General features: G+C 50.1%; 19 protein-coding genes and 1 pseudogene. 4 read left to right on the forward strand and 16 right to left on the reverse strand.

Annotated elements, in window-relative coordinates; all coding sequences use genetic code 11:
• Window positions 1-213: 213 nt before the first annotated feature.
• Entirely contained in the window at window positions 214-1,113 is a 900-nt protein-coding gene (locus NHAL_RS07845) for a LysR family transcriptional regulator (protein ID WP_238985473.1), read from the reverse strand.
• A gap of 553 nt (window positions 1,114-1,666) precedes the next feature.
• Here NHAL_RS07845 and NHAL_RS07850 point away from each other — a divergent pair.
• Window positions 1,667-2,065 carry a hypothetical protein gene (locus NHAL_RS07850; RefSeq protein ID WP_238985474.1) on the forward strand — a complete coding sequence of 133 codons (399 nt, stop codon included), beginning with the start codon at window positions 1,667-1,669 and terminating at the stop codon, window positions 2,063-2,065.
• 118 nt (window positions 2,066-2,183) lie between these two features.
• Here the strand turns inward: NHAL_RS07850 and NHAL_RS07855 are convergent, their stop codons facing one another.
• The 11 genes from NHAL_RS07855 to NHAL_RS07895 form a co-directional block, all read right to left on the reverse strand.
• Entirely contained in the window at window positions 2,184-3,080 is an 897-nt protein-coding gene (locus tag NHAL_RS07855) for a ferritin family protein (RefSeq protein ID WP_013032635.1), read from the reverse strand.
• Window positions 3,081-3,495: 415 nt separating this feature from the next.
• Window positions 3,496-4,557, reverse strand: coding sequence for a formate dehydrogenase subunit gamma (locus tag NHAL_RS07860; RefSeq protein ID WP_013032636.1), 1,062 nt, complete (start codon window positions 4,555-4,557; stop codon window positions 3,496-3,498).
• A gap of 18 nt (window positions 4,558-4,575) precedes the next feature.
• The gene (locus NHAL_RS21030) at window positions 4,576-4,743 is read right to left on the reverse strand and encodes a hypothetical protein (RefSeq protein WP_157862516.1); all 168 of its coding nucleotides are present in this window, start codon (window positions 4,741-4,743) and stop codon (window positions 4,576-4,578) included.
• Window positions 4,744-4,802: 59 nt separating this feature from the next.
• Complete coding sequence (locus NHAL_RS21035) at window positions 4,803-5,006, reverse strand: hypothetical protein (protein ID WP_013032638.1); 204 nt, start codon at window positions 5,004-5,006, stop codon at window positions 4,803-4,805.
• 31 nt (window positions 5,007-5,037) lie between these two features.
• Window positions 5,038-5,625: a formate dehydrogenase FDH3 subunit beta gene (fdh3B, locus tag NHAL_RS07865; RefSeq protein WP_013032639.1), complete on the reverse strand. Its 588-nt coding sequence runs from the start codon at window positions 5,623-5,625 to the stop codon at window positions 5,038-5,040.
• 15 nt (window positions 5,626-5,640) lie between these two features.
• Complete coding sequence (locus tag NHAL_RS07870) at window positions 5,641-8,634, reverse strand: formate dehydrogenase subunit alpha (protein ID WP_013032640.1); 2,994 nt, start codon at window positions 8,632-8,634, stop codon at window positions 5,641-5,643.
• 65 nt (window positions 8,635-8,699) lie between these two features.
• Window positions 8,700-8,909, reverse strand: a complete 210-nt coding sequence (locus NHAL_RS07875; protein WP_013032641.1) for a twin-arginine translocation signal domain-containing protein — start codon at window positions 8,907-8,909, stop codon at window positions 8,700-8,702.
• 38 nt (window positions 8,910-8,947) lie between these two features.
• Window positions 8,948-9,586, reverse strand: a complete 639-nt coding sequence (locus tag NHAL_RS07880; RefSeq protein WP_013032642.1) for a TorD/DmsD family molecular chaperone — start codon at window positions 9,584-9,586, stop codon at window positions 8,948-8,950.
• The gene (locus NHAL_RS07885) at window positions 9,586-11,259 is read right to left on the reverse strand and encodes a 4Fe-4S binding protein (protein WP_013032643.1); all 1,674 of its coding nucleotides are present in this window, start codon (window positions 11,257-11,259) and stop codon (window positions 9,586-9,588) included. Before NHAL_RS07885 ends, NHAL_RS07880 begins: the two co-directional genes overlap by 1 nt.
• Before the next feature lie 25 nt (window positions 11,260-11,284).
• Entirely contained in the window at window positions 11,285-11,863 is a 579-nt protein-coding gene (locus NHAL_RS19755) for a DUF3306 domain-containing protein (RefSeq protein WP_013032644.1), read from the reverse strand.
• Entirely contained in the window at window positions 11,823-12,338 is a 516-nt protein-coding gene (locus tag NHAL_RS07895; protein WP_013032645.1) for a DUF3305 domain-containing protein, read from the reverse strand. Before NHAL_RS07895 ends, NHAL_RS19755 begins: the two co-directional genes overlap by 41 nt.
• Before the next feature lie 330 nt (window positions 12,339-12,668).
• Between NHAL_RS07895 and NHAL_RS07900 the strand changes: the two genes are divergently transcribed.
• The 3 genes from NHAL_RS07900 to NHAL_RS07910 all read left to right on the forward strand — a co-directional run bounded on the left by NHAL_RS07900 (window position 12,669) and on the right by NHAL_RS07910 (window position 14,742).
• Window positions 12,669-13,394 (forward strand): IS1 family transposase, encoded by a 726-nt coding sequence (locus tag NHAL_RS07900; RefSeq protein WP_083761439.1) that lies wholly within the window; start codon window positions 12,669-12,671, stop codon window positions 13,392-13,394.
• A gap of 32 nt (window positions 13,395-13,426) precedes the next feature.
• Complete coding sequence (locus tag NHAL_RS07905; RefSeq protein ID WP_238985504.1) at window positions 13,427-14,245, forward strand: nucleotidyltransferase family protein; 819 nt, start codon at window positions 13,427-13,429, stop codon at window positions 14,243-14,245.
• 167 nt (window positions 14,246-14,412) lie between these two features.
• On the forward strand, window positions 14,413-14,742 hold the full coding sequence (locus tag NHAL_RS07910; protein WP_013032648.1) for a hypothetical protein: 330 nt from the start codon (window positions 14,413-14,415) through the stop codon (window positions 14,740-14,742).
• A 32-nt stretch (window positions 14,743-14,774) separates the two neighbouring features.
• Here the strand turns inward: NHAL_RS07910 and NHAL_RS07915 are convergent.
• The 4 genes and pseudogenes from NHAL_RS07915 to NHAL_RS07930 all read right to left on the reverse strand — a co-directional run bounded on the left by NHAL_RS07915 (window position 14,775) and on the right by NHAL_RS07930 (window position 18,329).
• Window positions 14,775-15,602: pseudogene (locus NHAL_RS07915) on the reverse strand (IS1 family transposase).
• 61 nt (window positions 15,603-15,663) lie between these two features.
• A complete protein-coding gene (locus NHAL_RS22435) occupies window positions 15,664-16,014 on the reverse strand; it encodes a nucleotidyltransferase family protein (RefSeq protein WP_013032651.1) in 351 nt (116 codons plus the stop codon).
• A gap of 1 nt (window position 16,015) precedes the next feature.
• Window positions 16,016-17,221, reverse strand: a complete 1,206-nt coding sequence (locus NHAL_RS07925) for a PqqD family peptide modification chaperone (protein ID WP_157862517.1) — start codon at window positions 17,219-17,221, stop codon at window positions 16,016-16,018.
• 136 nt (window positions 17,222-17,357) lie between these two features.
• Complete coding sequence (locus tag NHAL_RS07930) at window positions 17,358-18,329, reverse strand: patatin-like phospholipase family protein (RefSeq protein WP_013032653.1); 972 nt, start codon at window positions 18,327-18,329, stop codon at window positions 17,358-17,360.
• Window positions 18,330-18,350: the final 21 nt, after the last annotated feature.

Raw genomic sequence — 18,350 nt, forward strand, 5'->3', positions numbered from 1 at the left:
ACCCCAGCGAAAATTTGAGAGGTTGATTTTCCTAGCCTCTATTCTAACCGGCGTACGCCTTTCGTGGGCACAGCGCACGCTACTTGTCGGGGTGGTTGAGCCGTGCGAAACCGACCGCATTCTTCTCAAAATTTTTGCCGAGATCCTTATGTATGAAGCTAGGGTACCTGGAGAGTCTGCGCAACCTTTTTTCTCAAGGGGAAATTATTTCAATTAGTTTTTGCCGATGGGGCGGTCCCAGTAAGGTTCAGGTCCAAAGCGGGCCAAGAGGAAGTCGATGAAGGCGCGGATCTTCGCCGGTAAATGTCGAGTAGGAAGGTACATGGCATAGATATAGCGTTCCACCGGTAGGTACTCGGAGAGTACTGCTTGGAGCCGTCCTTCCTGTAGATCCTTGCCGACCGTAAAAGTGGGCAACAGTGCAATGCCCAAGCCGCCGAGAACTGCCTGGGAAAGTGCATCGTCATCGTTGATGCGCAACGGTCCTGATACTGGCACCGCGATTTTTCCTTCTGGTCCAGTAAAATGCCAATAGCCCTGCTCGCCCGAAAGAGTGTAGTCCAAACAATCGTGGTTAACGAGATCTTCTGGCGTTCGTGGTATTCCCCGCCGCAGGAAGTACTCAGGCGTGGCGCATAGTTTGCGATGCACGGGCGCTAATTTACGGGCCACTAGATTAAGGTCTGGTTCGCCCGTTACGCGAATGATCACATCGTACCCTTCCTCGGCCAGATCTATTGGCCGATCGGTAATCGCCATGTCGATTTTGATCTCGGGATACCGAGCAACGAAATCGGCCAGCGCAGGGGCAATGTGAAGGGTGCCAAAGGCGACCGATACACTTACCCGGAGCATTCCACGGGGTTCGGCATGGAGGCTGCTGACCACCCGCTCGGCTTGCTCGGCCTCTTCCAAGATGCGAGCGGCATGTTCGACTAGGGCTGCTCCAGCCTCGGTTAGACTGAGATGGCGGGTGCTCCGGTTGAGCAATCGCGCACCAAGGCTTTTTTCCAGTTTGGCGACTGCCTTGCTTACAGCAGAGCGGGAGGTGTCCATGCGCCGGGCCGCTTCCGAGAAACTCCCTACCTCTACTACGCGAGCAAAAATTGCCATCAGATTAAGATCTTGCATAAATAAATTAATTGTAGCAAATATCGCAACAATGTTATTCGTTTTCTACTACTTATCCTCTAAACATTTAGTGGCTAATATCCCTTCTTAAAGCTAGGTTAATGCCCGGATATGATGCCGGGAAAGGTAGGAGTAATGCTAGTAATGCTAGAAGTCAATAAATTAATTATAACCAATTTAACTATGGACGACTTCGGGTACTAGGGACAAATACGCTGCTAGCCGCGGAGATTGACTGCGCCACTGTCGTCCTAAAGGAACAGGTTCCTGGTTGGGTTGTTACCCCTCATTGGCGTTAAGTTGTTAATTATTAGTTAATTATCATTATTAAAATCAATAAGTTATTCAAGAATGGCATAAGAGGGTTACTATGCATTCGCACTTCACCTACCTGAGCGAGTAGCTAGGCTCCGCTTCCATATTACTCCACTAAAGGAGTTTTTCCGCTGCTGAACCTTTGAAGGCTGCCAAAAGCGCCTTAGGGCGCCTTTTTGCCTTGTTGTTGTCAGTGGTAACCCTGAAAAGGAGGGATAAAGTGAAACAGTTCAAAATCTTTGATTCGTTCTCTTTTCAAGCACCTTTTTTATATGTAGTTATTTTGATGACAATGATTTTTGTTACGCCATCGGTGGCTATTGCATCTGGAGATGCGCAAAGTATCCAGCAAGTTGCCTCTTCAAAGGTGAGTGACTGTAAATTTTTGGGAGATGTAAGGGGTTTTTCAGGTTGGGGTAAGGCCGCCAGGAGAACATGGGAAAACAAAGCGAAACACCAAGCCCTAAGGCAGGCGGATGGCCTTGGCGCTACCCATGTGGTATGGACTCGGCTCCCAAAAAGGTACGGATCAGATCCCTATGCTTATGGCGGCGCTTATTCTTGTGATAGCGTGAAAGGGTTAGCTCATCACCAATCTTCTTCCCAGAAAAGCAAATAAGCTTTAATGGCGGTATTGAATATATATTTAGAACGTTACTTGCGTATTCAAGCAGGTAACGATTGCCGATAGGAATAGCCACCGCCGTATTGCGGCGGTGGCAAGCATTATTTCTCGCTTAAGCTTGGCAATAGCTCGGCACCCAGCTACGAGTCAATAGTTGGGGGGACACAGAATTATAGTCGAAGGCCAATCCCTCTTGAATCATTTGCTCAATATTAAATAAATATTTGGCTTCTGGAATATCTCGAAAAAACCCACGATACAAAGGCGCAACCATAAGCTGAGCAGCTTTGATCCCTGTCGGACCAATGAAATTTCTGCGTTGCCCCACATGGGCCATTTCGTCCACCATAATTTCATGGAGAATTTCCCTGAGCCGCTGCCGGGCTTCGGGCTCATCAGCCAATACTTCCTCAAATAGCGCATCCAAATGCTGGTAGAAGGTCATTCCCATGAGTTCTGTGACAAAAGCTGGAGTATCCATTAAAAAACCAGGCAGACGAGGAAAGATCTTATAAATTTTCTGTTTTACCGGTCCTAAGGGGACCCATTCGACCTTATCTAGATGAAAAGTTCTTAGCATTTCATGGAAGAAGCGTACATGACAAAACTCTTCTGCTAAGTGGACTCGGCTGATTTTATCGGTCAGCGTTTTTGCTTCCGCCATTGTGGGTATTATCTCCCAAGCCCCTGAAATGCCAACCCACTCGTGGCGGGCAAACTTATAAATAGTGGTTAAAAGCAGCGTCTTGCGATCGACAGACTGGGGATCGTCTTTGAATTTCACGTAATTACGGTAGAACAGTTCAGGGTTAGGGAGAGGATTTCGGGAACGGACTGGATGGTCTTGGAAGTATTTTAGCTTTTCCCGTTTATTAACGAGATCTTTATCTTCTTCTAAAAGTTCGCCGGCATGCTGCTGAGTAAAAGCCCAGTAGCTGTCAAAATTCTCTTTTCGTTCTTGAACTGAGCAAGGGGAAAAGATAGAGCGATATGCTTTGTTTTCGATCATTTTAGCTTATTATCTCCTTATCTTATTTTAATAGTCTTCGCCTGCAACCTTTTAGGTTATGTGTTGCTTTCTAGTCGGGGGATTGGCAAGGTGCTAATCTGGAGGGACGCATCAGGAGGCTTAGGGGATTCGAGATTGGAGTTCGTGCCTGAACAAAAAGGAGTACTACCGGTAAGGGAATGTAGTTCAAGGTTGGTTGCTAGGGTAATAGAGAATAAGGGGAGTGAAATCGAAACATTTGGTTATGGTTATTTACCCCTATAGTTGATAGAAACATGGCACTTTCGCCCCCAATCCCCCGAGGATCTCATTAGTCCGCTAATAATATATCGTATCCTTGCCTGGTGCGCCAAAACCATTAAAATCCTTGAGCGTATAAGATGGCAATAAGAATAAGTTCCTCAGGTTGGGTGGGTTAGGTTAAGTTGACGTCTGATGAGGTGCCAGGTATGGGTTTTTCTTGCTCTTGCCCCTGTTGCCCTTTAACTTCTTCATACCAGAGATCATGGTGTTGTTTGGCCCATTCGGCACTGACTTGGCCCTTGACCATTCCTTCCAATGCCCCTTCGGTCCCTAGCGATCCGATATAAATATGTCCCAAGGCCGCAGATAGCCAGATGACAGCGCTAATCACATGAGTCACGTGGGCGCTCTGCATGGTTGAGCGGGTCTGGCCGAAATTGGGAAAATCCAAGATAAAACCAGTCACGATGACCGCTACTCCCACCGTGGCGATGAGCCAAAACCACACCTTTTCGCCCCCATTCATCCGTCCAGCAGAGGGATGCTCATCTCCCACCAGGCCGCCCATCTTTTTAAACCATTCCCAGTCTACGCGGTTGGGGAGGTTATATTTCATCCAGATCATCATCTCCAGAAAGATTCCCACTGCAAATAGAGGTCCCAGGTAATTGTGAACGACCATGGCAAAACCGGCGTAGGTTGAAAATCCTTCAAGACCCAGCAAGGGAATTAGCAGCGCCCGACCAAACAATAGACTCAATCCCGTAATGGCCAGCAGAATAAACAGCGTTGCCGTATACCAGTGAAGTGTGCGTTCCCATAAAGACCAACGCTTGACAGTAACTCCGGAAGGGGTTTCTTTTAATCTGACGGGTCCCCGGTAGAGGTAGAAGGCCATGATCGCCAATAACACCAAACCGAGTACCCAAGGGGTAAGACCCGCGATAGGGCCATTGCGAATCTGGCGCCAATTCTGTCCCCCGTTCTCGATCAGAATGCCGCGTTCTTGCCCCTTGACAGCGGAATAACCAGGGACACCGTCACGTACGGCGCGCCAGTAATTGGCTCGGGGGTTGGTTTTATTGTCCAACTTGGTTTGGGCTGAGGTGACTTTAACGTAGACATAGCCTGTCAGGGGTAGCGTCAGGGCACCGGCAATAATGATGATAAAGCTCCAGAGTAGGATCCGTTTGTGGCGCTCCCGGGGAGACCTTGTTGAATTCTGCATGGCCATTGCGTGTTACCTCCGACCCTAGCGGTCGTTTTGAGTGGTTCTCAGCCGCTGCTGTAATGTTTGGCTTTGCTGGGGAGAGCGGAATCGTTCCTGCTGTAACTCTTCCTCACTTTGCACCCAAGGGTCCTGGGCTTTCGAGCAGCCCGTTACCAAGAGGAACAGGGTGAGGAGGAGGGCAAAATTCATCTTGAACATAACAACGCCCTGAAATTCCTTTTATGTAACCTATTCAAACGAGCCCTATTTCAGCGATCAGTTTGGACCCGTTCAAAGCGTTCCCGCAGTTGCGCTTGCTGTTCGGGAGAACGCTGCTTGGCAAGAAGTGGGTCCTCGGGTCCCTTATATTCAGCCGGTTCATGGAGTGTGACCTCCATCGATTCATAGCAGCCACTCAACGCCCCTAAGCTCATGGCTGTGAGGAAGACTATGATTCGAGTAGATGTTCTCATCACATTTTTTCTCCCCTTCCAGAGCCGACGACTATTCTTCTAAATAGGCCGTTTCCCAGCCCCAAGTTTGAGGCCGGCCCCCCCGTTTCAGGACTCGTTGGCGGAAGATATCGGCCACCATATCGCCATCACCTGCAAGCAGGGCTTTAGTGGCGCACATTTCAGCGCACAGGGGCAGTTTGCCTTCGGCAATCCGGTTGCGACCGTATTTTTCGTATTCGGCGTCAGAGTTATCTTCCAACGGCCCTCCCGCGCAAAAAGTGCATTTATCCATTTTGCCCCGTACCCCAAAGGCTTTTTGTTGGGGGTATTGGGGCGCCCCAAAGGGACAGGCATAGAAGCAGTAGCCACAGCCGATACATAGGTCCTTATCGTGGAGGACAATACCGTCATCGGTGGTGTAAAAGCAGTCTACCGGGCATACTGCGGCGCAGGGAGCGTCAGTGCAGTGCATACAGGCCACGGAAATGGATTTCTCCCCAGGCTCTCCATCTTTGAGAGTGACCACGTGGCGACGATTGATGCCCCAAGGGACTTCGTGTTCGTTATTACAGGCCACCACGCAGGCATTGCATTCGATACAGCGCTCTGCATCGCATAAGAATTTCATTCGGGCCATGGGGATTTCCTCCTCTTAAGCCGGCCAGATTTGGCATAGGGTGGCCTTGGTTTCCTGCATTTGGGTGACCGAGTCATAGCCATAAGTCATGGCCGTATTACAGGCTTCACCACGGACATAGGGGGCGGTTCCTTGCGGATACTTCGACAGGAGATCCTTGCCCTGAAACCAACCGCCAAAGTGATAGGGGGTCCAGACCACACCGGGAGCCACCCGGGGAGTGATCATGGCTTTGATCTTGATACGCCCCCCTTCGGGACCTTCCAGCCATAGCCAATCGCCTTCCTGAAGACCCCTATCGTAGGCATCCGTCGGATTGATCTCCACGAACATCTCCTGCTGGAGCTCTGCCAACCATAGGTTAGAACGGGTTTCTGCTCCACCTCCCTCATATTCCACCAACCGGCCGCTGGTAAAGATAAGGGGGTACTCTTGGGAGTAATCCTTGGCTTGAATGGAGGTATAGCGGGTAGGTAATCGCCAGAAGACTTTTCGGTCCTCATAGGTAGGATACTTTGCCACTAAATCGTGGCGGGAGGTGTACAGGGGTTCACGGTGAACCGGCACCGGATCCGGGAATTGCCAAACCACGCAGCGGGCTTTGGCATTACCATAGGGGGAGCAGCCATGCTGAATGGCTACCCGCTGTATGCCTCCTGAGAGGTCGGTTTTCCAGTTCACCCGCTCTAGGCGGGTGCCGCCGGTTTTTTCGAGAAGGGATTTGAGGTTGTCCGACCCTTCTGCGATGGAAAGGCCGGCCACTTGGGCAATGGTCTTAAGTTCTTCCGGGGTCAAATCCTGGTCCCAGCCCAGTTGCCGTAACAGGCCATAGGTGAATTCAGGGTAACCATCCTTGAGTTCGGAACCCTCGCTGTATACCCCATCTGCTAGCAAGCTGACCCCCTGGTGTTCTACCCCAAACCGGGCTCGGAAGGTTCCTCCTCCCTCGGCCACAGGCTTGCTGGTATCGTAGAGAATAGGGGTGCCAGGATGCTTCATCTCTGGCGGACCCCAGCAGGGCCAGGGGAGGCCGTAATATTCCCCGTCAACGGGCCCCCCCTTGGCCTGGAGGGTGGTGGTATCGAAAGCCCGCCGGTGCTCGGCATGGAGTTTGAGTCGTTCCGGGCTTTGGCCGGTATACCCAATGCTCCAGGTTCCCCGATTGATTTCGCGAAGCACATCTTCCACCAGGGGCTCGTCATTTTGAACTTGAATATGCTTGAACATGGGCTCGGCGAAACCGAGCTTTTTGGCTAGTTTGTACAAAATGACATGGTCAGGGAGGGATTCGAAGAGGGGGTCCATGATTTTTTCCCGCCACTGGATGGAGCGACTGGAATTAGTCACTGAGCCGTAGCTCTCGAACTGGGTGGCGGTGGGCAGCAAATAGGTGTTGTTTTTCCGATCACTCATCACCGCCAGGTGGGTGGGGTAGGGGTCGGAAATTACTAACAGCTCTATTTTTTCTAGGGCCTTTTTCATCTCGGGACCCCGGACCAAGCTGTTGGCGGCATGCCCTTGGTAGAAAAGGGCCTTGAAGTTGGCCCGTTGGGAGATATTTTGTTCTTCCTCTAAAATGCCATCGATCCAGCGGGACACGGGAATACCGGCCATAAACATGGGGTAGTTTTCCCCCGGCCCTTCCTCTTGGCCCACGGGATAGGGGCGTGAGGTATCAAAGCGGTCCTTAAGCCATTCGAACTCCACATCCCATACCCGGGCCCAGTGCCGCCAGGCTTCTTCCGATAGACCGTAGTAGCCTGGCAAGGTATGGGAGTTGGGACCTACGTCGGTGGCCCCCTGAACATTATCGTGACCCCGGAAAATATTGGCGCCGCCGCCGGCCATACCAATATTGCCCAGTGCCAATTGAAAGATACAGTAGGCCCGGGTGTTGTTATTGCCCACATGGTGTTGGGTGGCGCCAATACACCAGACGATGGTGCCAGGCCGGTTTTCCGCCATGGTTTTGGCGGCCTGGTACATTTGGGGTTCCGGGACTCCGGTGACATTTTCCACCACTTCCGGGGTCCAATGCTTCACCTCTTGACGGACTTCCTCCATGCCGTAGACTCGCTGGCGGAGGTACGCTTTGTCTTCCCAGCCGTTTTCAAAGATATGCCACAGCAGCCCCCACATGAAGGGGACATCCGTGCCCGGGCGAATGCGTAGATACTGATCGGCATGGGCGGCGGTGCGGGTAAAGCGGGGATCCACGACAATCATGACGGCGCCATTTTCTTTGCCGCGGAGGATATGTTGCATTGCCACCGGATGGGCTTCGGCGGCATTGCTGCCAATGAACAGCATCGCCTTGCAGTTATGCATATCGTTATAGGAATTGGTCATGGCGCCATAACCCCAGGTATTGGCAACGCCGGCCACCGTGGTGGAATGGCAGATACGGGCCTGGTGGTCGCAGTTGTTGGTGCCCCAGAAAGCGGCAAATTTACGTTGCAAATAGGCCCCCTCATTACTGGCCTTGGAGGAGCCACACCAGAAGACGGCGTCCGGTCCGTGCTGTTCGCGAATCTCCAGCAGCTTATCGCCGATTTCCTCAATGGCCTGCTCCCAAGCGATCCGTTTCCACTTACCGTTTACCAGCTTCATAGGATACTTGACCCGCCGTTCACCGTGGCCATGTTCCCGTACCGAGGCGCCTTTGGCGCAATGGGCCCCGAGATTAAAGGGGGAGTCAAAATCCGGTTCCTGCCCAGTCCAGACCCCATTCTGGATTTCAGCAATGACGCCGCAGCCCACCGAGCAGTGGGTGCAGACGCTTCGCTTGAGGGTTGTCTCAACATTGGCTTGAGGGGGATTGATCTTGGCCTCCGTCTTTTTCATCATGGAAAGAGGCCACATGCTGGCCACGGTTGCTCCCCCCAGGGTTAAGCCAGAGCGATATAAGAAAGTGCGCCGGGCCATGGGTTCGCCAAAAATTTCCAGCATTGATGAAGAGGTGGTCGTTTTTGCCGCCCCATTGAGATCACCCTTTTTTATCAGCTTCATTGACCTCTTCTCCTATTCAATAAAAGGAAAACCGGCTTCCCCTATACACTTGACGAAATGGGTCCTCAGAAGCGTGCCTTTTGGTAGTATTTCTGAATGTGGGGGGTGACATGGTAGCCCTTTGGCTGGCTTTCATGATGAGCCCTTTTTTCCTCGGGCATCATTGTGAGTTTCCCTTTAGCCGTGGTAGCCATTGCAGCCGCACCGGCAATAAGGGCGAGGCTTTTGAGAAATTGGCGCCGTTTTTTGGGGACGACTTCTAATTTGCTATTCATGGAAATGCTTTCCTCGCTATTGGCTATACCAATTTTGTTCACGCCGGGAGAAGCAGGTATTGTCTCTCTAGCTTGATAAACTGTTCTCCTAACTGACCCACAGGGCGATAGAAATGGGCTGAAGGAGCCATCTGAAGATCCCTGAAAAAGGTTTCCATCCAGGGTGAGAGGTGCTGGTTGAAAAACTGCTGTTGGGTAGCCAAGGTTATCTCCTCGGCGTTGCTGATGAGCACTGCCATGGTTTCGCACAATGCCGCAACGTGATCCTCCGGTTCATTGACCCCGGGCTGGCGTTCAATGCCTAGTCGTGCTAGATCACGGCGCAATAGGGCCAAAGGCTTCTCCATCAGAAAGCCGGTCAAATACCAGGAACCGTAGGGCACCAGCTCGCCCCGGCCCAGTCCAATGAACAAGGCATGGTATTCATCATCCACTTGGGCCCCCGTGCGACCTTCGGCGACTTGCTGGAGTTGGCGCCAAGTAGCAGCCATCTCCCCTTCAGCCGCGTCTGGAAGAGAAATTTCTTGCAGCAACTTAAAAAGTTGAGGGCCTGGTGGGCCGACCAGCAAGGCTGCCAGCAAACCGTAGGTATTGGCGCGTATTTGATCAGGGGCTTGGCCACTAAGGCCTCTCTTACGGGCAGTGCAATCGGGGGCTAGGTTGGGTGGTCTATTCATTACTTTGGGTAAAGATCTTTAACTCGACAGGTCTCGCACATTTGCAAACGCCGTATGGCCTTCTCATCCTGGAACATCCAGTGACCTTTTAGCTTTTCCATCATCCTCGCTATCATCTTTTGGGTGGCAAAGGGTTTGCCGCATTCGATGCAGGCAAAGGGTTCCTCTTCATTCAGAACCCGTGTTTCCCTATTCCTTATGGATTCGTAGACCATCCGGGGAGAAAGTGCTATGGCATCTTCAGGGCAGGCTGCCTGGCACACACCGCATTGCACGCAATTAGCTTCTATAAACCGGAGCTGGGGTCTTTCGCCGCCGTCTAAGAGGGCTGATGCAGGGCAGACCGAAACACAGGCCAGGCACAGGGTACAGGTTTGCCGATCCACTTGGATTTCGCCAAAAGGAGCACCGGCGGGTAGCGGGATGATAGGTTGAGGGGCCGGTGCTTGTTGAAAGAGGTGTTCCACTGCCAGGCGGAGGGTGGTCCTTTTTTCATTAAAAGTAGCAAAGGAGGCGGGTTCTATTTCAGGACCCGACGGAAATGCTTGGAGGGTTTCCGTAGATTGAGGGTCGTCTTGGTGGATAAGAAGCTGTAAGCGCTGGGGTTCATAGCCCATTCCCTTAAGGATGGCGGTAGCGTAGCTCAGTTGAGCTTCAAGCGCTGTGAGTACGGAAGGGGCAGTGGCGGGGGTAGCCAACAGGATGACTTGGGAGGCACCATAGGCCAGCAGCGTCAGCCAGATGTCCATGCCCACCGACCCAATTTCTTCAACCTCAAAGGGAAGCACTTCTTCTGGGATTTGGGGAGCTAGGCGGGTAAAAGTTTCCGCACCTGTCTCCCGGTCATAAAATAACACCCGGGCCTGAGTACCCCCTGCTTGACGATAGTGTTTGAGCATGGCACGGGCGGTGCTCAACAGTTCATCGACAGTAGGATAAGCATAGGTGATGGCCCCCGTTGGGCAGGCGGCGGTACAACTGCCGCCCCCCTGGCACAGGTAGGGATTGACTTGAATCTTGTCTCCCACGGAGGTGATGGCCAAGGTGGGACAGGCCTCTAAACAGCGGTTGCATCCTTGGAGTCCTTTTTGGCCATGGGCGCAAATACTGGGGTCATAATTAAAGAATTTAGGCTTTTCAAACTCGCCCACTAACCCTGGAATTTCATCAAGGGCCTGGGCAAGGGCTTGGGGATTATCCCTGGGCGCGTAATAGCCAGGGGGTAAAATCTCCTGCCCCAGTGAAGGGGAGAGCCTTAGATCTAGCACGAGATCAAAATGTGTTTGCCCCAGATGACACCGCTGGGCTAAATTGACTTCTCCCTGGGAAGTGGACAGGTTAACGGTAAATTGTCCTAAGTATCCCCTAAGGTTCCCTAGTTTCCCTCGGACTATCCGAATGCCATCCGTAGAGGAAAGGGAAATGCCGTTTTCGTAGGCCTTAAATGCATTGACAAGCACGGTACACTGGAGTTGATCCCTGAGCTGCTTGGCCAGTGCTAAAGCCTGTTTTTCGTCGCCAATAAGCAGCAAATGCCCAGTGGAGCGGTAAGAAACGAAGGCAGTATGATGGGGGGCGTAGGCTGTACTGGCTTGTAAAGCGGCTGCGCGTGCTTGGCCCTTTGCCGTCTTCTCAGGCAATTTTAACGCCTGTTGTGGGGGGACAGGTGGCATGGGAAGGTAGTCATTTATCGGTTTGTCATGTTAATGGCTTATCGTTCGCCTCATCCTCTTGGTTTTTGCCCTTAGCAACAGAATGCATTTCATGGGGAGTATTGTCCTTGACTGGGGCGAGGGTTGCTTCTGGTGTAACAGCTTCACTATCGGTTAACAGTTCTTGCGCCTTTGCCGCTTGCCGCTCGAGTTGGTGGCGCATATCGGCGGTGATCACTTCTCCTAAGGGTGTGAATAGGCGGTAATCTTCGTCATAGTCATCGAGTCCATCCCGGTAATTAAACTTGGACTGATGAAACAGCTTGCGCAGGGCGATCCGTTTCAGTTCCTCGCTTACCTGGGGAGAGAGAAAATCCCTGTAATCACTGGTTTCATTGAGCGCTTCGATAGGCGGCATATGGGCATCTGTGGGTAGCGCCGCTTCCATAGGGGATTCAGGGGGCTCACTGGGGTGAGGATCATCATTGGGGGCTGGAATCGAATTTGTTTTGCCCGCACGATCCCAAGCCTTACGCTGTGACCAGCGCGACAGGAAGCTTTTTGGGGTCCCTAAATCGGAGCCTTCAGCCACGGTTCTGTTGGATTTTGGGTCTTCCCTTGCCATATTTTGATTCCTCCAGCCAGCTTTTCCGTTTTCTTTTCTTTTTCTCTCGAGGTTGGTAGTTGGCTACCACATATTGTTCAAGCCATGGGTAGATCTCCGGGGGCATGGGCGCTGAGAAAACCGTATCGTCGGCCTCCATATGACTGGCCGCTTCATCGTAATCTGCCGTGACGATAAAGGGCGCTAATTCATACTCGGTGTCCGCCCGGCACACCACAAACAAAGAAGGGGTTTTACCGACCAGGTTGTACCAATAGCTCTCCGCGCTGTCTTTGAAAAGACGCAATCCAAACCCTGTCCAAAGAAATTGCTCACAGTTGTTTTCAGAATGAACAGCTACTCGTCCTAAATCCTTGCCCGCCAAAGAGTTGCCTGCTATAACCCCCAGCAGTTGCCAGTGGGGCAGTATCCAGTACCCCTGCTGTATCTGTCGGCGTTCCATCAAGAGAGCAACGGGGAATTTACGAGATAGCATGGTTTGGTCCTACTCTTAAGTATTTATTTAGGGCATTTATTTGTCGGGATCAAGATAACTACGGGGGAATTTAATCGTTTCTATGGTTTCATTGGCGATAGCTCAGCTCGATACAGGCTAAATTGAAGAAGGTAAATTAGGATCAAGCTGTTGTAGGATGGGTAAAAAAACCGCTTTAATTAGCGGGTTATCCAAGGATTTAATTATCGTATGATTTAAACTGTGGGTGGTGCTCAAAAAGTAATGCTTTGAGTTTGTGAAAACAGAGCGACTCCGTTGTAATAGGAAGCGACCAAACTTTCTTCACAAGGAGTCGCTCTGATGAACAACTTGCGTTGCCCACGTTGCGAATTATCGCACATTAAGAAAAACGGTCGCACCCACTACAGTAAACAAAATCACGCCTGTCTGAACTGCGGGCGGCAGTTTGTGGCCGACGCCCATCGTATTGACGAGACCACGCGCGCCTTGGTTAAAAAATTGCTGCTAGAGCGGCTGTCGTTGCGAGGCATTTGTCGGGTACTGGAGGTGAGTTTGACGTGGTTGCTGCAGTTTATCGATGAGCTATACGCGCACTTGCCTGATGACCTGGGTGTTCAATCGGTCTCACCCGATCGGGCCATTGAGATGTTTTGTTTAGAAGTCCAAGCCGATGAATTATGGAGCTTTGTTGGCTGTAAAGCGAACAAGCAATGGCTCTGGCTGGCGCTCGATCCCTGCTCGCGCCAAGTATTGGCCTTCTATGTTGGTGACCGCTCACGGGACAGTGCCCGTGAGCTGTGGCTACGCCTTCCGGCAAGCTATCGCAAATACGCCACTTTTTCCACTGACGACTGGGAGGCCTATCGGGGCATTATTCCCCCAGCGCAGCATCAAGTGTGTCCCAAGGGCTCGGGGCAAACCAATGCCATCGAACGGTTTAACTGCACCTTGCGTCAGCGCGTCTCGCGCTTGGTTCGTCAAACCCTTTCATTTTCGAAAAAACTGGCCAACCACATCGGGGCAATCAAATTCTTTATTTGTCATTACAACCAAGAAGTTATACGACAACCCTGAGCAGCATTACTTTTTGAGCACTACCCAATATTATTCCAGTAGTCCTTAAAGGTGCAGCATCTCTACTCACGGGTACTTTTCCAGACTCTGGTGCCCGCATCATGGCTGATATTGACCTTCTCGTTCCTAAAAAGCGACTTACCGCCAGTATTAATGCTTTGCAAAACATCGGCTATGGTACCGAAGAAAATCTCAGAGAAAAGTTTAATAACCACCACCACTATGCACCTCTTTTTCGTCCTGGAGAATTCGCTAGTGTAGAACTACACCACAATTTGATGCATCATTCTGCCTCAGGGATCCTTCCCACTGACATCGCCTATAAGCAGGTTGAAACCTTAGAAATAAACGGCGCGTGTTTACAGGTTCTTTCCCCCACCTACCGACTTCTACATAACATAGTACACTCTGAAATTGTCGATCGGAATTATGAAGCGGGTATGATTGCGTTACGCAACCTAAGTGATTTTGCCTTTATACAGAAACATTATGAACAACAGATTGATTGGCCTGCCATCAACACCACATTCGTTCAGCATGGGAAAGAAAAAGTATTACATTCTTATCTTTATCTGGCCCACCGTTATCTTGGAGTACCATTTGCATTGAAAATACCCCCTTTGTCCTCCTTCGTTCACCACCAGCGTTGCCGGAGTATGATTCGCTGGATAGGACTGATGGAGATTGACCGCCGGATCCAACGCTTTTCTGCCTATCATATCTGTAAGCGATATGGCTGTCCGAACACTCCTTTAGCGCTGACGGTTGGGCGCTTTCGGTATGCTACTAAAATAATTAGGAAATACATCGGACTTGGACCACTGAAACCTCGGGATAAAAGGTACCACTAATACAAGCTAGAATGCGCTTAGGAAAGGGGTTCTAGAAGTGTTTGCGTTTTAGGAAACTGCCCTCTATATTAATCTATGGGGAAGTTTGTAAACTGAGCCTTTATCAAGCAAAGTGAATTACCCTCAAAAAAGCTGAGCGCAACAGGGACTCTATTAAGGAGGTTCTCATGGACAAACATTTAAATTCGCCAAACATAGAAAAAAAAACTCAAGTAGATTCTGAAGAAAACCGCGCAGAAGCTCGCCGTAAGTTTCTAAAAACGGCAGGCAAATTTGCCCTTTATACCCCACCCGCCTTAATGCTGCTGATGCATCCTAGTGTGCATGCCATCAGTAAATCAGGAGGAGGAAATAGGCCGGATGGTCCCCCGCCTGGTTTCAATCACGTACCTGGATCTGGTAATCCGGGCAACCGGGGTGGCTTCAATCATGTACGTGGACAGGCATTAGGGGATCGGGGACCTGGTAATCCGGGTAACCGCGGTGGCTTCAAGTAAACAGTTTGGTAGTGCTCAAAAAGTAATGCTGCTCAGGGTTGTCGTATAACTTCTTGGTTGTAATGACAAATAAAGAATTTGATTGCCCCGATGTGGTTGGCCAGTTTTTTCGAAAATGAAAGGGTTTGACGAACCAAGCGCGAGACGCGCTGACGCAAGGTGCAGTTAAACCGTTCGATGGCATTGGTTTGCCCCGAGCCCTTGGGACACACTTGATGCTGCGCTGGGGGAATAATGCCCCGATAGGCCTCCCAGTCGTCAGTGGAAAAAGTGGCGTATTTGCGATAGCTTGCCGGAAGGCGTAGCCACAGCTCACGGGCACTGTCCCGTGAGCGGTCACCAACATAGAAGGCCAATACTTGGCGCGAGCAGGGATCGAGCGCCAGCCAGAGCCATTGCTTGTTCGCTTTACAGCCAACAAAGCTCCATAATTCATCGGCTTGGACTTCTAAACAAAACATCTCAATGGCCCGATCGGGTGAGACCGATTGAACACCCAGGTCATCAGGCAAGTGCGCGTATAGCTCATCGATAAACTGCAGCAACCACGTCAAACTCACCTCCAGTACCCGACAAATGCCTCGCAACGACAGCCGCTCTAGCAGCAATTTTTTAATACCAATTTCATGTAATTTTGCACTGTATAGGTCTAATTTAAACAAACACTTACAACCTTAATAAATTGCATTCTTTTGTTAAATTGGTATAACCAAGGCGCGCGTGGTCTCGTCAATACGATGGGCGTCGGCCACAAACTGCCGCCCGCAGTTCAGACAGGCGTGATTTTGTTTACTGTAGTGGGTGCGACCGTTTTTCTTAATGTGCGATAATTCGCAACGTGGGCAACGCAAGTTGTTCATCAGAGCGACTCCTTGTGAAGAAAGTTTGGTCGCTTCCTATTACAACGGAGTCGCTCTGTTTTCACAAACTCAAAGCATTACTTTTTGAGCACCACTTAATATTGTTCTGGTTAAGTTTCTGCAGCACCTCAAGCAACTGCCTCATGAGGTGGCTATTTCTGACGGTGTTTTGTCGATGAAGTTCCGCTAAGTAGGTGCGGAAATCCTTCGGCAATTGATTACATAAATTTTTATGATTTAGACCCGCCCATAGGGCAGGGGTTACAAGATGGGTATTTGCTAAAAAAGCCACATATTCCCAATGTGCCCATTTTGAATCTATGAATGATAGGAGGCTTTCGATCGTTTTAGGCGAGTAATTGGGACTTATACTTTGGCTTATAAATTCCAGTGCCGCTATCCGATGATTCATTTTAATAGACTCTAGTTAGCTCTCCTATATGGTCGATAGATTCGGCTAGGGAGGAGTAACATAATTCCCAGCACTCAATATTAGAAATCCAATTTACGAGTTCTGCAATAGTCGTTGAATTTAAACGGCGGTTAACGTCATAGCCCCCTTCTGCAATTCGGTTAAACGCTTCAGCGCGACCGATAGGCTGTACGTGGGTTGTTATTCCAGCAACGTAGGAGGGAAATATTATCTGCCTGACTGAGTAGCCCATTGTTGCTTGGTTTGAGATGTCATGCGGAGCAAGGTAACGTATTTTTTTACCATCTTGCCGTTGATAAATAGGCAATTCTTCTAGGATGGGATACACGGGAGAGAGCACAGGCCAAGCGCCTTCCTTGAGGCCAATACTCAGTGGCAAAGGGAAAACACGGTATGGGCAAGAAGTCAGTAGCACGATTTCATCGCTGAGATACCCATAGCCGGTTGCAAGCATACCTGCTGCCAATGTTGATTTACCACTCCCTGAATCTCCTGGCAATAAGACGGCATAATTGCCTTTCGCCATTGCAGCTGCATGGATAATAGCTAGGCATTCAGAAGATTTGCAAGCCGCTACAAGTAACTCGCCATGGACTAACGGGCCAAGTTCCCGTAGGTTCTGGCAGGTAGCTAAGGGGGTAAAGTCACGGGATAACAAATAACCTTCCGAGTCTTTGGTAATATCAAAAATGCTATTACAGCGGGTATTGGGAGCAATTTCTAAGTGGGCGATTATAGGATGTACAGCTTGTTGGGCCTCTAAAGTCGAAAAACGAACCTGGAAACATCCGCTTCCAAGACGGTAGCAGTATTCATAAGGGTAGGCTAGTGTAAGTCGTTGTGGATGGTATTTGGCATCAGCCGACTTGGAGTTCTCCGTCTTGGGAAGAGAATTTTCCGTCGCTGGAACGGTATTGAGGGCACCTAGTAGTCCAAGGTGGCGCCATTCAGACAAGCTTGCTTGTACATCAGATTGAGCCTTTTCGGCTGAAACCCCAAAGGTATCGACCATAGCACGGATGGTATCTTGGATAGAAAACCCCTCGGCCTGGTGGCACCAAATAAAAGCAGCACTGGTATTGAGGCGGTACAGGCTGCCGTTTAGGTCAGAAAATAAGAGTAACTCTTGATCCAGAAAAAACTCGTGTATGCCAACATAAGATCTAGGTTGATTCTTTGGTTTCATGTTCTCAAAGATGAGGGGCGGAAAGTCGGTTACATACATTAATCTTAGTATATTCGGACAAAAGGGAACAGCAATATCTGGTGGCTCCGCACAAAATCATAAAAACAAAGAATTACCTCATAATTAAGTGCCGAGATTAAGATTGAGTCAGCCATTGGTCGAGTTGTCGTTTTAATTTTTCTTTAGCCGGTTGGGCTTGCTTATAGACTTCTTCTGCTCTATAGAATTCTAGTGTCCGGATATTCACAATCTCCGTCTCGATATAAATATCCGGAGGCCGATACTCCATTTTTTCGTGAGTGATGGCCTGCTGCATAATTTGAAAAGTATTAAAAATAGCATCAAAAAAAGAGGGGACCTTTTTGTCGCCAGGGGAATCTTTTCCCGTGACCTCAATGGCGACCGTGACCTCACACTCATCTAAGAGTAAATCGTAGGGAAGGGGATTGACCGCACCGCCGTCGATCAGGGCCTTGTCCTGGAATAAAACCGGTGTGAATACCCCAGGGATTGAGGTGCTAGCCTGGATGGCCGGGAGTAATTTCCCGGTTTTAATAATAACTTCTTCACGCCTCCAAAAGTCTGTCGCGACCACTTTAAGAGGGATTTCAAGCTCATCAAAGTTTGAACGCTTTATTTTCTTAAGGAGAAAGAGCAAAAAACCTTCACTGCTCACCAGCCCCCCGCTTCCCAATTCCAGATCAATCAAATCGATCCATTTAAGCACATTTTTATCGGCCAGTTTTTCTATCCAGGTCCCTTTATCCCCAGCCACTAGCCCATTGACAATTTCTTTGAGCTCCTTGGCTGATATCCCAGAAGCATAGAGGGCTCCTATCACCGCGCCAATGCTGCTACCGGCGATTCGATGGGGTTTAATTCCCAATTCATCAAAAGCTTCCAGCATTAAAATGTGGGCAAGACCGTTGGCTCCCCCTGCTCCTAAAGCAAGCCCTATTTTGCTATTGGATGAGGATGCAGGAGGGGGGCTGGATAGGGGAGTCTCGGCAGCCAGTGCAAACCAATTGCGGGAGGCCAATGGAAGAGAGCCGGCAAGGGAGGCTAAAAGTCCGAGAAAAGTGCGTTTTGAGATCTGTTTCTTAAGCATGGATTTGTTAATCAAGGCTAG

This window comes from Nitrosococcus halophilus Nc 4 (assembly GCF_000024725.1).
GTDB lineage: Bacteria > Pseudomonadota > Gammaproteobacteria > Nitrosococcales > Nitrosococcaceae > Nitrosococcus > Nitrosococcus halophilus.